The sequence below is a fragment of the Streptomyces zhihengii genome, assembly GCF_016919245.1.
Taxonomy (GTDB): domain Bacteria; phylum Actinomycetota; class Actinomycetes; order Streptomycetales; family Streptomycetaceae; genus Streptomyces; species Streptomyces zhihengii.
The window spans coordinates 2,723,342-2,738,443 of the sequence record NZ_JAFEJA010000001.1; the positions used below are offsets into that span (position 1 = coordinate 2,723,342).

At 71.1% G+C, this 15,102-nt stretch carries 5 protein-coding genes; 2 read left to right on the top strand and 3 right to left on the bottom strand.

Features of this window, described 5'->3' with window-relative positions; genetic code table 11:
* Positions 1–80 precede the first annotated feature (80 nt).
* The 3 genes from JE024_RS11085 to glgP form a co-directional block, all read right to left on the bottom strand.
* Positions 81–500, bottom strand: a complete 420-nt coding sequence (locus JE024_RS11085; protein ID WP_205373422.1) for a hypothetical protein — start codon at positions 498–500, stop codon at positions 81–83.
* Positions 493–7,365: an RHS repeat-associated core domain-containing protein gene (locus JE024_RS11090; RefSeq protein ID WP_244882762.1), complete on the bottom strand. Its 6,873-nt coding sequence runs from the start codon at positions 7,363–7,365 to the stop codon at positions 493–495. The genes JE024_RS11085 and JE024_RS11090 overlap by 8 nt, the downstream gene beginning before the upstream one ends.
* 668 nt (positions 7,366–8,033) lie before the next feature.
* A complete protein-coding gene (glgP, locus tag JE024_RS11095; protein WP_205373424.1) occupies positions 8,034–10,700 on the bottom strand; it encodes an alpha-glucan family phosphorylase in 2,667 nt (888 codons plus the stop codon).
* 355 nt (positions 10,701–11,055) lie between these two features.
* On the opposite strand from glgP, the gene JE024_RS11100 reads away from it, so the two are divergent.
* On the top strand, positions 11,056–13,164 hold the full coding sequence (locus tag JE024_RS11100) for an alpha-1,4-glucan--maltose-1-phosphate maltosyltransferase (RefSeq protein WP_205373425.1): 2,109 nt from the start codon (positions 11,056–11,058) through the stop codon (positions 13,162–13,164).
* A complete protein-coding gene (gene treS, locus JE024_RS11105) occupies positions 13,161–14,939 on the top strand; it encodes a maltose alpha-D-glucosyltransferase (protein WP_205373426.1) in 1,779 nt (592 codons plus the stop codon). The genes JE024_RS11100 and treS overlap by 4 nt, the downstream gene beginning before the upstream one ends.
* Positions 14,940–15,102: the final 163 nt, after the last annotated feature.

Consider the following 15,102-nt stretch of genomic DNA (forward strand, 5'->3'; position numbering starts at 1 on the left):
CATCGGCGAGCCGCGCCGCGAACGCCGAGGGCCGCCCCCGCGAGCGGGGACGGCCCTCGTCCTTCTGCCGGTCGTTCAGATCATCCGGAGCGCGTCGCCCGGGTGCGGAAGTGCACGGGGTCCAGCAGGAACCCGGGCCGGTCCCCGGTGAACCGGGAGACCCCCACCGCCACCTTGGAGCAGACGACCCAGCCGAGCGAGTCCCCGCCGCGCAGCACCAGGGCGAGCAGCGGGTTCGGCCGCGGCTTCAGCACGCCCGTCGCGGCGATCTCCGCGAGGACGGTCTCGTCCGCCGTCTCCAGACTGAGCCCCTCGAAGGACCGCCCCAGGTTCATCCGTTCCACCGCCTCGAAGCGGAGGCCGAGCGGTTCGTCGTCGATCCCCTGCCCGCTCTGGGTGCGCAGGAGCAGCTGCGAGTGCCCGATCCCGTACATCCACAGGCTGAAGCGGAGCGGGCTGGACCACAGGACACGCCCCGGGGCGTGCGGCTCGTCACTCAAAGGGGTTCGACACCTCTCTTCCCTTGCGGTACCAGGTGACCCGGCTCCAGGCACCCGAGGACTGGCTCAGCCGGTACATCTCCCAGCGGGTGGCGCCCTGCATCTCGGGGGCCGGCTTCAGGTCCTTGCCCAGCTTGGCATAGGCGACGGGGTCGTCGATGCCGTCGAGGTTGACGTGGATCCTGGTCTTGCCGTCCTTGAGGAACTTGTTGACGTGCTCGTACCACCAGGAGTCGTCGTCCCACTCCTTGTACGTGGTGGCGCCGCGCTCCATGGCGAAGATGTCGAGTGCCATGTCGTCGCCGTCGACCGTCTGCTTGCCGAGGGCGATGTCGTCGCAGTTGTGGACGAGGACGGGCGTCGTGCCGGCCGACACGTAGTAGGCGTGCACACCGGCGACGGTCAGGTCGTGGGTGCGCTGGCGCCGGTCGAAGAAGTCCTTGCCGGTGACCTCGACGCGCTCGCCCCGCGGGGTGAGCAGCTCCATGCCCGGGCGCAGGTCCCCGGCCTCGACGAACGCCCGCTCGGAAGCGACCCAGAACGGGTGGGTCACCGTGGAGGTGAGCGCGGCGGGGCCGGCGGGGGTGGCGACGGACAGGTCGACGAAGTGCTTGTCGTCCTCCGTGACGATGGTCCGCACGACCTCGCGGGCCGAGTTCTCGCCCGTGCTCGGGTCCGTGACGGTGACCTTGTCCCCGAGTGCGACGTCCGCGATGGGTCTGCTCGACCCGTCGGCCATCAGGACCTGGGCGGCGGGCAGGAAGGAGTGGTTCTCACACGAGTCCTTGTCCCGTTTCCTCTTCTTGTCCGCCTTCGCCTTCGCCTTCTTGGACTTCTCCAGGGCGTCCTTGGCGTTGTCGACCCGCTTCTGTGTCTTGCGCAGATTGCTGATCGAGTCGTAGAGATCGTCGAGCAGGGTGAGGGCCTTGTAGACCTTCTTGCCCTTGACCAGCACCTTCACCGCCGACCCGAGGAGCAGCGAGGCGACCTCCGCGGCGGCCTTGAGGCAGGTGCCGACCCCCGGGTTCGACGCGCAGTCCTGCAACGCCGTGACACCGACGATGTCCTTGACCTCTTCGATGATCTTCTCGGTCACCTGGGAGACCTGGTACTCGGCGTAGGCGTGGTCGGCCTCGGCGGCCGCGACCTCCTTCTCCTCCTTGGACGGCTGCGGCTTCGGGTCGCCGAACTCCCAGCCGTTGGGGCCCATCCGGCAGGTGATGAGACCTTCCCAGCATTCCGCGGGAATGGCGCCGGTGGGGTCGGAGAACGTGACGGGCGAGTTGTTGGCGTACGCGTAGCCGTTCATCTGCTGGGCGTTGCCGAAGTCGATCAGCGGATCGACCGAGATGAACTTGCCCAGTCCGGCGTCGTACTCACGGGCACCGAGATTGGTGAGACCGGTGTCGGCGTCGGTCGTGCCGCCGACGAAGCCCTTGCGACCGGCCCACGACGCGGGCTCCGCCCCCCGCGCGTTGCCGTACGGGTCGAAGCGGCGCTGGGTCGTGCCTCCCGTCGCGGCGTGGACGCTCAGGTCGCCGGTGCCGTGGTGGTCCGACGACAGGAACGTGACCATGTTGTCGTCGGTCCGCACCGCGACGTCCTGCCCGGCGTGCGCGTAGGTGCGCGTGGCCTGGACCTTGGCCGCGCCGGCCGGCAGGTGGAGCTCCATGCCCGGCAGGTACAGGGTGGTGCCGTCGCTGTCCTTGCGCTTCAGCCGGTCGCCGTCGGGGCCGTACAGGTACGTGGCCCGGGTGGCCTCGTCCGCGGGTGTGGTGACGTCGTCGGGCCGGTCGACCTGGGTGAGCTTGCCGCCCGCGTCCCAGGTCAGGGTCTCGGTGTTGCCTCCGATCGTGCGGGTGTCCATGTTGCCCGCGGCGTCGTAGCCGTAGGTGGCCTGGCTGTCGCCGGTCGGGGTGTCGGACACGACCTTGGTCACCGCGTGCGGTCCGGCCGGGCCCTCGCCGTAGGTGAAGGTCCGGGTGACGTCCTTGGTGGCGTCCAGACCGGTGTCGTGGGTGATGTCCTGGGTGCGGTTGCCCACCTCGTCGGTCCGGTACGACTTCCAGTACGCGGCCGGTCCGCCGAGGGCCTGGCTGCCCGGTGCCGCCGAGCAGGCCGACGGCACGGTGCCGTCGACCGGGGCGGTGGTGCCGGCCGTGCCGGAACCGGTGGCCGCCGCCGTGCTCGCGCCGGGAGTCCACGCCTCGGACAGCCGCCGGTTCTGGTCGTACTGGAAGCACTGCACGTCGGGAGCCGCGGCGCCCGAGCCGATGTCCGACACGGACAGGACGTTTCCGGCCTTGTCGTAGCTGTAGCCGGTCTCCTTGACCGGTCCGGTCGTGGAGCCCGCGACGTCCACCACGGCGCGGGTGACACGCTTGGTGCCCCGCTCGTAGTCGAAGGTCTGCCAGACCTTCTTGCCGCCGGTGTTCAGTTCGAGCTGGAGCAGGTCGGTCGTCGGCGACCAGGTCGTCCCGGTGACGTAGGTGGACAGGCCCTCCATCGTCACGGGCCGCTGGAGCTCGTCGTAGCCGTAGCGGATCACCTCGGCGGCGAGTCCTCCGGCGGCGGGCAGACCCGCGGACTGGACGGTCCCGTCCCGGTTGTAGGTGTTGGTGAAGAGGTAGGTGCCGGCGAGCGCGCCCTCGGACGCGGGGACGATGTGGGCCGTCTTCATCGGACGGTACTGGTCGTCGAACTCCTGGACCGCGGTCCCGAAGTACTCGGTCGCGCCGGTGTACCGCAGCGAGGCGTACTGCTTGCCGAGCGCCCCGGAGCGGTCGTAGCGGTTCTCGGTGAGCTTCTTGCCCGCCGACACCGGCCCGTCGTACGTGGCCGTGGCGCGTCCGACGGCGTCGTAGGCGGTGGTCACCTCGGTGCCCCGGCCCTCGTGCCGTACGGAGACCACCCGGTCGGCGTCGTCGTAGCCGGTGATCGTGGTGCCCGCGTCGGGGTCCACGGACTTCACCTTGCGTCCGCGCTGGTCGTACTCGAACGACCAGGCGTTCTGCTGGGCGTCGGTGACCGTCGCGAGCTGGCCCGACGGCGTGTAGGTGTACCGGGTCGACGTGTACGACGACGGGCCGGCCGACAGCGGGCTGCCGCTCTGGTACTGGCGCTGCTCGGTCACCTGCCCGTCCACGTCCGTCAGCGACGTGGACACGACGCCGCCCTGCGGCGGGACGCTGTGGGTGCGGTCGCCCTCGTGGACGGTGGTCGTGCGCCACTGCTCGACGCCGGCGACGGCGAACACGGCCGCGGTGGCCCGCCCCATGTCGTCGTACTCGTAGAGCTTCTGCGACTCGACCTCACCGTTGCGCACGACGAGGAGCTGGTCGGAAGCGGCACCCGCGGCGGCATAGGTGTCGTACGACGCCTTCAGCTTGCCCCGCGCGTCGTAGAAGGTGTCGGCCACCAGCCGGGTGCCGCCCGGTCCCATCGCCTGCTTCTGACGCGCCCTCAGCAGGCTGTCGTACAGCGTGTACTCGGTGGTGTAGGAGCCGCTCTCCTCGACGATCTCGGTCTTCACCGCGAGCGGCGCGTCCTTGCGGACGAGATAGCTGTACTTGGTGTTCGGGGTCTGGTTGCTCGCCTTCTTGCGGTCCTGCAGCCAGACACCGGTGATGCGGCCGAGGCCGTCGAAGGTGAGGTCGGTGCGCTTGCCGTTGGGGTCCTGCTGGCCCTTGGACTGGCCCCAGGCCGGCTCGTAGTCCGTGACGCTCGCGTGACCGAGGACGTTGGTCGCCTTCGTCTGCGTGGTCAGGCCGTTGACCATGGTGTACGTGGTCGTCGTGCGGCCGGAGCCGGGGGTCGTGGCGGAGGTCGGACGCCCGTAGGAGTCGTAGACGTTCTTGAAGACCTCCTGGTACACCGGCGTGGTGCCGTCGTGCGACGCCAGCCGCTCCGACGACGTCTCCAGGCCGCGGACCGGGGCGGCGCCGTGGGCGAGGCTGTCGTAGAAGGTGCGGACGTCGGAGAGCACCTGCTTCCTGCGGTCCGGCGTCGTGCCGCAGGAGACCGCGACCTCCTCCACCCGCTTGACGCGGTCGAGGAAGTTCTGGTCACCGGCGGTGTTGTCGGCGTACGTGGTGCGGGTGCAGGTGTCGTCCTTCGCGGCGGCGTCCTTCTCCGCCTGCGTGGCGGTCGCCGGGACCACTCGCCCGAAGTCGTCGACCTGGGTGACACGGCCGGTGCCGGTCGCCGTGTCGTACGACGTCTCCGAACGGGACTCGCGCCAGCCGCCCGCCTTGAGCGAGGTGAAGCCGCGCGTCACGGTCGGCTTGACGAGGGTGGAGCGCAGGGTGCCCCAGCTCTTGGTCTGGGTCGCCGCGTGATGCTTCCACGGCTTCCTGATGACCTTGGTGGCGACGGCGCCCTCGTTGAAGACCTGTGCCTCCAGCTCGAAGCCGGTGAAGTCCTCGTCGTCCGTGTACACCGTGCCGGTGGAGTCCGTGACCGTCGCCTCGACGGTCCCGCCGCCGGGCTTCTTGTCGCCGTGGCGGCCCTGGAGGTAGGTGTAGTCGACCCGGCTGCGCTGCTTGTCCTCGGCGCCGCTGGTGACGGTGACCTTGCCGTAGCCCTGCCACTCGCCCCAGGTCAGGAACTCCGCGGGGGTGATGCCGTCGGCCTTGGAGTGCCGCCAGCCGGCCGGACCCTTGTAGTCGTAGCGGGTCACCATCTTGTCGCCGCCGCCGGTGCGGTCGGTCTCGACGATCTCCGCGACGACGTACTTGTGGAACCAGTCGTCGATCGGGTCGATGTTGCCGGGCGCGGCCCACTTGACCGGGTAGCAGCGCTTCGTCGACTCACCGGGCTTCGGCAGGGCGGAGGCCGTGCAGTCCGCGGGCGCGAAGTTGATGTCGAGCTGGGCGCCGGTCTCGCTCACCACGGTCACCAGACGGTGCCGGTGGAAGGGGGCGATGTTGTCGCCCACGGCGTCGACCCGGTTCTCCATCTGCTCGCCGAAGAGGTCGAGCGACGGGACCTTGGTGGTGCTGCCGACCCGGCCCTCGTGGTCGATCTTCGACAGCCACATGCTCTTCGAGTCGTCACCGTTGTCGAGGAAGGCGTGGGTGAACAGCCAGGCGTCGACGTCCTGGTACTCGGTGGCGCTCTTGCGCATCTGGGTGACGACGGCCTTGAGACGCTTGGTGGTGAAGAACGTCGGCGAGACCTGGTCCGATCCGCACTTGGTGGAGGCCTTGCACTCCCGGTCGACGGGGACGTCCGGCCAGTGGGAGGCGTTGGCGCCCGTGCGCTTGGACTCGGCGCAGTCGAAGGACGAGTCGGCGAGGCAGCGCTCGGTCACGTCGAAGACCACCCGCGCCGGGGCTTTGGCCGCGTACACCTGGGTGTCGCGCTGACCGTAGTCGATCCGCTTCAGGTGACCGCCGCGGTCGTAGGAGGTGCCGTTGACGTCCGTCTTGGCGTTCAGCGCGTAGTGGTTCACCTCCTTGGCGTAGTAGTGCGAGACGACGTTGTCGTGCGGGTCCTTGACGTAGTCCAGGTTCCAGCGCCAGGCCTGCTTGCAGTGGGCACTGGTGAACGTCGCGTTGTGGCAGGGCTCGCCCGAGTCGTCGCCGAAGACCGGCAGCGTCCAGGTGGACTGCGTCTCCTCGTTGCCGGACGCCCAGCCCGGGAGCCTGTTCAGCCCGAACCAGTACTCCTTGCCGTCCGGGGTGATGATCCGCCAGTGCTCGCCGTTGTCGTCCCCGTTGACGGCTCCGGTCAGCTTCTCGACCTTCGAGCCGTCGGAGTTCGCCAGCTTCCAGGCACCCGTGGTGTCGTCCTTGATGATCTGGGACGCGTTGCCGTTCAGCACCACGGTGGCGTTGTCGAAGGCCCAGCACTGTTCGGCGGAGCCGTCGTGGCCGTCGTCGGCGCAGGGCTTGTAGCGGCGCTCCACGTAGCCCGACTCGTAGCTGAAGCCCTCACCGATCCAGGAACCCTGGTTGTTCGTCGTGGAGGTCTGGCCGTCGATCGACTGCGACTGGTACGAGAGCCCGACCGAGGGCGCGAGTCCACCGGCCACCGGCACCGTGCGCATCGGGTACGACCAGGAGAAGCCACCCGTGGAGCGGGCGACGCTCCAGCTCGCGGACGGCGAGAGGGAGGTCGCCCCGAAGGTGCCCTGCGACGAGGAGGAGCCGGCGGCGAGCGCGACGAGCGAGGCCCCCCGGGCCGCCATCGCCGAGGTGCCGTCCGGGTCCGCCGGCGCGGCGGTGACCTCGGCGGAGGCCGTGTTGGCCACCGGGTCGTTCACGGTGGCCAGCGGGGTGCCGGTGCCGGGGCACGCCTTGCTGCCCGGTGCGGCGAACTCGGCGCAGGCGGGGAGCTGCACCAGGCGCAGCCGGGCGCCGTAGGAGCCGCCGTAGGCGTCCTCGAAGGCCGAATAGTCCACGGAGAGGCGGACCTTGGCCCCGTCCGCGGACTCGTCGGACCGCTGGATCCGGAGCACGGCCCCCGCAGAAAGGTCCTTCGCGCGCGCCGGGGACAGCACGTCCACCCGGACCTGTGCGGGCCCGGCGGAGGCGGCCGTGCGGGCACTCTTCGCCCCGGACGCCTTCGCGGACGGCACGGCGGCGACCGTGACGGGCAGGCCGCCGACCTCGACGGGCTTCGGGGAGGCCGCCACGGCGACCTCCCGGCTGCCGCCCGCGGGCAGGACTGCCTTGTCCAGCCGGGTGACGACGGACTTCCGGGACGGATCGGACGGCCGCGGCGCCGCCTTCGCGTTCCGGCCCTCGACCGGGTCGGCCTCCTGGACCCCGGGCCGTCCCCGGCCGGGATCCGCCGCGGGTACCGCGTGGACCGTACTGCCGGTCAGGGCGACAGTCAGTCCGAGGGCGGTGGCTGCGAGCAACCGCCCTGGTATGTGCCGGTTCAGCAACCGGCCACGGAATGGCATCACGTGTCTCCGCACGTCGAAAGGGACTGAGTCGGTGGAATCGGCCGGGGCGGCGCGAGGGGCGCCGCCCCGGCCGGGGTCTCAGCGCGCCGGGATGCCCGGTCGCCCGGGTTCCGGCAGCGGGGCGGCACCGAGGTGCGAGCGCGCCCGGATCGTGTCGGCGACACGGATGAAGGGGTGCGGGGCGGACCCGTCCGGCGCGCCGAGGCGCGCGAGGACCACCGCTGTGCTCCCGGGCACCGCGCACCGCCGGCCGGGCATGTCGGAGCCCGTCCCCCTACGCGGCATGTTCCCCCACCCCGCATCTCCCCCGCGGCACACCGGCCGTGCGGGGGTCCCCAGTTGAGCCTCCGTCAGCACCCTCGATCCCACCCCCCGAGGGCCCACGGAAGCGGAACGGGACTATTCCACGCGCCCCGACGGCGTTCAAGATCACAAGTCCGACATGGAGCCATCGGTCAGCATCACGTCTTCGTCACAGGGGGCACACGGCACGGTCATCGTTCTGCCACGTCCTGTGCACCGGACGGCCGCGGGGCCCGCGGCCGCGCGCCCCCGCACATGCCGAGGGCGCGGCGCTCGCCCCCGAGCACCGCGCCCGGCCGTGTGCGGCCGCGCCGCCGTCAGCGCAGCAGCAGACCCGCCCGGCCGCCGGCGGACTCGGGGGCCTCAGGCGGCAGGGCGACGAGGCCCATGTCCGCGCCCGCCGGGATGAGCCGGTGGGCGGGCAGCACCCGCACGGTGTAGCCGAACGGGCCGGTGCGGTCCAGGGCCAGCGGGCCCTCGTAGACCCAGCGGCCCTCCAGGTCGGGGCCGCCGGCCGGCTTCAGCGGGAAGGTGCGGGTGTCGCGCAGGGCGTCGTCCGGGTCCACCCGGCCGGCGACGACCTGCACCTCCACGTCGTCGGGCCCCAGTTCGCCGAGGGTCGCGTGGACCCGGAGCGTCAGCGTCGAGCCGAGGCCGGCCGTCGGCGCGCCACCGGTGGCCGCGTCCTGGTCGACGGCCTCCACATGGTCGACCGCGACGGCCGGCCACGCGCCCCGCACCCTGGCCTTCCACCCCGCCAGCTCCTCCGCGGCGGCGGTGCCGAGCGCGCGGTGCGCCTCGGCGGCGGGGGCGTAGAGCCGCTCCACGTACTCGCGCACCATCCGGCCGGCGAGCACCTTCGGGCCGAGGGTCGTCAGGGTGCGGCGGACCATGTCGATCCAGCGGTCCGGCAGACCGCCGCCGCCCTCCTCGTAGAAGCGCGGCGCGATCCGCTCCTCGATGAGGGTGTAGAGGGCCGCCGCCTCCAGTTCGTCGCGGCGGTCCTCGTCGGTGGCCTCGCCGTCGGCGGTGGGGATCGCCCAGCCGAAGTCCGGCTCGTACCACTCGTCCCACCAGCCGTCGAGGACCGAGAGGTTGAGGGAGCCGTTGAGGGCGGCCTTCATCCCGCTGGTGCCGCAGGCCTCCAGGGGGCGCAGCGGGTTGTTCAGCCAGACGTCGCAGCCGGGGTAGAGCTTCTTCGCCATCGCCATGCCGTAGTCCGGCAGGAAGACGATGCGGTGGCGCACCCGCGGGTCGTCGGTGAAGCGGACCAGCTCGCGCACCAGCCGCTTGCCGCCGTCGTCGGCGGGGTGGGCCTTGCCGGCGACGACGATCTGGATGGGGCGGGTGGGGTGGAGCAGCAGCTCGGTGAGCCGCTGCCGGTCGCGCAGCATCAGGGTGAGCCGCTTGTAGGAGGGCACCCGGCGGGCGAAGCCGATGGTGAGCACGCCCGGGTCGAGCACCCCGTCGATCCAGCCGAGCTCGGCGGACCCGGCGCCGCGCTGGCGCCATGAGGCGCGCAGCCGCTCCCGGACCTCGGCCACGAGCTGTTCGCGCAGGGTGCGGCGCAGCTCCCAGATCTCGGCGTCGGGGATGTCCGCGACGGCGTCCCAGCGGGGCGAGCCGCCGACGGAGAGGGCGTCCTCGGCGCGGCCCGGTCCGAGCCGGCGGGCGCCGAGGCGGAAGACCTCGGGAGCGACCCAGGTGGGGGCGTGGACGCCGTTGGTGACGGAGGTGATGGGCACGTCGGCGGCGTCGAATCCCGGCCAGAGACCGGCGAACATGTCCCGGCTGACGGCGCCGTGCAGTTCGGATACCCCGTTGGCGCGCTGGGCGAGCCGCAGCCCCATCACGGCCATGTTGAACACCCCGCCGTCGCCGCCGGGGTAGCTCTCCGTGCCGAGCCTCAGGATGCGGTCGACGGGCACCCCGGCGAGCTCGGCGCCGTCGGCGAAGTGCCGGGCGACGAGGTCGCGGTCGAAGCGGTCGATGCCGGCGGGCACGGGCGTGTGGGTGGTGAACACCGTGCCCGCGCGCACCGCCTCCAGGGCGGCGTCGAAGCCGAGCCCGGGGCTGTCGCCCAGCTCCCGGATGCGCTCCAGCCCGAGGAATCCGGCGTGGCCCTCGTTGGTGTGGAAGACCTCGGGCGCGTCGTGGCCGGTGAGCCGGCAGTACGTGCGCACGGCGCGGACGCCGCCGATGCCGAGGAGCATCTCCTGGAGCAGCCGGTGCTCGCTGCCCCCGCCGTACAGCCGGTCGGTGACGTCGCGGGCGCCGGGACCGTTGTCCTCGACGTCGGAGTCGAGCATCAGCAGCGGGACCCTGCCGACCTGGGCGACCCAGATGTGGGCGTGCAGCAGGCGCCCGGCGGGCAGGGCGAGGGTGACCCGGGCGGGGCCGCCGTCCTCCTCGCGCAGCAGCGAGACGGGCAGTTCGTTGGGGTCGAGCACCGGATAGTGCTCCTGCTGCCAGCCGTCGCGCGACAGCGACTGGCGGAAGTAGCCGTGGCGGTAGAGCAGCCCGACGCCGATCAGCGGGACGCCGAGATCGCTGGCGGCCTTGAGGTGGTCGCCGGCCAGGATGCCGAGACCGCCCGAGTACTGCGGGAGGGCGGCGGTGACGCCGAACTCGGGCGAGAAGTAGGCGATGGCGGCGGGAAACTCGGGGGCGTCCTCACCGCCGCCGCCGGCGCTCTGGTACCACCTGCGGCCGTGCAGGTAGTCGTCGAGGTCGTCGGCCGCCGCGGCGAGCCGGCGCAGGAAACGGCGGTCCTTGGCGAGTTCGGCCATCCGTGCGGCGGACACGCCGCCGAGCAGCCGCACGGGGTCGCCCCCCGCCGCCTGCCACCCCTCGGGGTCGACGGATCGGAACAGCTCTTGGGTCTCGGTGTGCCAGGACCAGCGCAGATTGCGCGCCAGCGCGCTGAGCGGTCGCAGGGGTTCGGGCAGGACGGGGCGGACGGTGAAACGACGAATGGCCTTCACAGGTCCCACCTTCGCAGGGGATATGGGCATCCGAGCGGACGCACGACGCATTTCGTGTCGGACGCCGCCTTTCCGTCGCCGCCGACGCTACCGGGCGCGTCCGGGACCCCACCACGGCGCACGGAGGCGCTCCGGCGCATCCGTATACACGAGCGGCGTGCGGGGGTCGGGTTCCGGCCGTGTGACGTCCGGGGTCCCTGATGTGTGTCTTGTCGGGACCGCTACGTCCTAGTAGTTAACACATAGCCGGATTGCCCCCCGGGGACCCGGGGGAAGGCTCATCCGGTACGCAAGCGAGCACACCCGACGATCGCGTCCTTTCCGTCCACCCGAGTGAACGCGGACTGGAGCCGACATGCCCGCACCCGGCCAGTCACCGACTGAGCAGTTACAAATTAGACACACAGTGCGCAATCCACCCCTTACCGCTCGAACCGACCTGCCCGCACAGCCCTCAGGTGATGTCGTGAACTCGCTCATTGGCCGCATTCCCGTCCTGGACGTACGCCCGCTCGTCGACTGCGGAAGAAAGCCCGCGAAGGCCGTGGCGGGTGAGACCTTCGAGGTCACCGCCACGGTCTTCCGCGAAGGGCATGACGCGGTCGCCGCCAACGTCGTGCTGCGCGACCCGAAGGGCCGCCCCGGCCCCTTCACCCCGATGCGCGAACTCGCGCCGGGCACCGACCGCTGGGGAGCCTTCGTCACTCCGGAGACCGAGGGCGAGTGGACGTACACCGTGGAGGCGTGGAGCGACCCGGTCGCCACCTGGCGCCACCACGCGCGGATCAAGATCCCGGCCGGCATCGACACCGAGCTGGTCCTGGCGGAGGGCGCCGAGCTGTACGAGCGCGCCGCCGCCGGGGTGCCGAAGAAGGACGGCCGCGAGGGCGTGCTCGCCGCCGCCGACGCGCTGCGCGACACCGCCCGGCCGGCCGGCGCGCGGCTCGCCGCCGCCCTGGCCGCGGACGCGACCGCCGCGCTCGGCCGCCACCCGCTGCGCGAACTGGTCAGCGCCTCACCGGCGCTGCCCCTGAAGGTCGAACGCCGCCGGGCGCTGTACGGGGCCTGGTACGAGCTGTTCCCGCGCTCCGAGGGAGCCGTCGTCGAGGAGGGCAGACCGCCGGTGTCCGGCACCTTCCGGACGGCGGCCGAGCGGCTGCCCGCCGTCGCGGCGATGGGCTTCGACGTGGTGTACCTGCCGCCGGTCCACCCCATCGGCACCACCCACCGCAAGGGTCCGGACAACGCGCTGACGGCCGGCCCCGACGACGTCGGCGTGCCCTGGGCCATCGGCTCCGCCGAGGGCGGCCACGACGCCGTCCACCCCGATCTCGGCACCCTCGCCGACTTCGACCACTTCGTGCGCGCGGCGCGCTCGCTGCGCATGGAGGTCGCCCTCGACTTCGCGCTCCAGTGCTCGCCGGACCACCCCTGGGTGAAGGAGCACCCCGAGTGGTTCCGCCACCGGGCCGACGGCACGATCGCCTACGCCGAGAACCCGCCGAAGAAGTACCAGGACATCTATCCGATCGCCTTCGACGCGGACATGCCGGGCCTGGTGGCCGAGACGGTGCGGGTGCTGCGGTTCTGGATGGACCGCGGGGTGCGCATCTTCCGGGTCGACAACCCGCACACCAAGCCGGTGGTGTTCTGGGAGAAGGTGATCGGCGAGATCAACGGCGCCGACCCCGACGTCATCTTCCTGGCGGAGGCGTTCACCCGGCCGGCGATGATGCACGCGCTGGCCGCCGTCGGCTTCCAGCAGTCGTACACGTACTTCACCTGGCGTAACACCAAGCGGGAACTGACCGAGTACGCGACGGAGGTGTCCGGCGAGGCCGCCTCGTACATGCGGCCGAACTTCTTCGTGAACACGCCCGACATCCTGCACGCCTACCTGCAGCAAGGCGGCCGTCCGGCCTTCGAGGTGCGCGCGGTGCTCGCCGCCACCCTGTCGCCGTCCTGGGGCGTGTACGCGGGGTTCGAGCTGTGCGAGAACACCCCGGCGCACCCCGGTGGCGAGGAGTACCTCGGCTCGGAGAAGTACCAGCTCAGGCCGCGTGACTGGGAGTCCGCCGAGCGCGCGGGCCGCACCATCACCCCGCTGATCACCGCGCTCAACCGGCTGCGCCGCCGCCACCCGGCGCTCCAGCAGCTGCGCGACATCCACTTCCACCACACCGACAACGACGCGGTGATCGCCTACTCCAAGCGCAGCGGCCAGGACGTCGTCCTGGTGGTCGCCAACCTCGACCCCCACCACACCCAGGAGGCCACGGTCTCGTTGAACATGCTGCGACTCGGGTTCGAAGAACACGAGACCGTACCGGTGCGCGACGAGCTCACCGGCGAGACCTATCACTGGGGCAGGGCCAACTACGTGCGCCTCGAACCGGGCAAGGCCCCGGCGCACGTCGTCGCCCTGCGACCGTCCCCGCAGACCGGAGGGTCACCCACCTCATGATCGTCAACGAGCCCGTCCCCGACACCTTCGAGGACACCCCCGCCCGCGACCGCGACCCCGACTGGTTCAAGCGCGCCGTCTTCTACGAGGTCCTGGTCCGCTCCTTCCAGGACAGCAACGGCGACGGCGTCGGTGACCTGAAGGGCATCACCGCCAAGCTGGACTATCTGCAGTGGCTGGGCGTGGACTGCCTGTGGCTGCCGCCGTTCTTCAAGTCCCCGCTGCGCGACGGCGGTTACGACGTCGCCGACTACACCTCCGTGCTGCCGGAATTCGGCGACCTGGCCGACTTCGTCGAGTTCGTCGACGCGGCCCACCAGCGCGGCATGCGGGTGATCATCGACTTCGTCATGAACCACACCAGCGATCAGCACGAGTGGTTCCAGCAGTCCCGGTCCGACCCGGACGGCCCCTACGGCGACTACTACGTCTGGGCCGACGACGACAAGCAGTACCAGGACGCCCGCATCATCTTCGTGGACACCGAGTCGTCCAACTGGACGTTCGACCCGGTACGCAAGCAGTACTACTGGCACCGGTTCTTCTCTCATCAGCCGGACCTCAACTACGAGAACCCGGCCGTGCAGGAGGAGATCATCTCCGCGCTGCGGTTCTGGCTCGATCTCGGGATCGACGGCTTCCGGCTCGACGCGGTGCCGTACCTCTACCAGGAGGAGGGCACCAACTGCGAGAACCTCCCGCGCACCCACTCGTTCCTCAAGCGGGTCCGCAAGGAGATCGACGCGCACTACCCGGACACCGTGCTGCTCGCCGAGGCCAACCAGTGGCCGGAGGACGTCGTCGACTACTTCGGCGACTACTCGGCCGGCGGCGACGAGTGCCACATGGCGTTCCACTTCCCCGTGATGCCGCGGATCTTCATGGCGGTGCGGCGGGAGTCGCGCTACCCGGTCTCGGAGATCCTGGCGAAGACGCCGTCCATCCCGCAGAACTGCCAGTGGGGCATCTTCCTGCGCAACCACGACGAGCTGACGCTCGAGATGGTGACGGACGAAGAGCGCGACTACATGTACGCGGAGTACGCCAAGGACCCGCGGATGCGGGCCAACATCGGCATCCGCCGCCGTCTCGCGCCGCTGCTGGACAACGACCGCAACCAGATCGAGCTCTTCACGGCCCTGCTGCTGTCGCTGCCCGGCTCGCCGATCCTCTACTACGGGGACGAGATCGGCATGGGAGACAACATCTGGCTCGGCGACCGGGACGCCGTTCGCACCCCCATGCAGTGGACCCCGGACCGCAACGCGGGCTTCTCCTCCAGCGACCCCGGCCGGCTGTACCTGCCGACGATCATGGACCCGGTCTACGGCTACCAGGTCACCAACGTCGAGGCGTCGATGTCGTCGCCCTCGTCGCTGCTGCACTGGACCCGCCGGATGATCGAGATCCGCAAGCAGAACCCGGCCTTCGGGCTCGGTTCGTACACGGAACTGCCCTCGTCCAATCCGGCCGTCCTGGCCTTTCTGCGGGAGTACCAGGACGACCTGGTGCTGTGCGTCCACAACTTCTCCCGCTTCGCGCAGCCGACCGAGCTGGACCTGCGGGCGTTCAACGGACGCCATCCGGTGGAGCTGATCGGCGGCGTGCGGTTCCCCGCGATCGGCCAGTGGCCCTACCTCCTGACCCTCGCCGGCCACGGCTTCTACTGGTTCCGGCTGCGCAAGGACGCCGCTCCGGGCATCGCGCCGGGCACGTCGGCCGGCACCACGACCGGTCCGGCGGCGGGTGCCGCGGCGGGCGGTCTCACCCCCTGACGGCCCGTGGGGAGAGCCGGGGGCGCGCAGGTCCGAAAACGCACCCCCTGCTCCGGCGGGGCGGTTTCCACCGCCCCGCTCCGGGCACTCTCCCCTTCATCCCCGCGCGCCGCCGGACAGCAACCGCTGCAATCCGGGACACTTTGCGCATTCGTGGTGTACC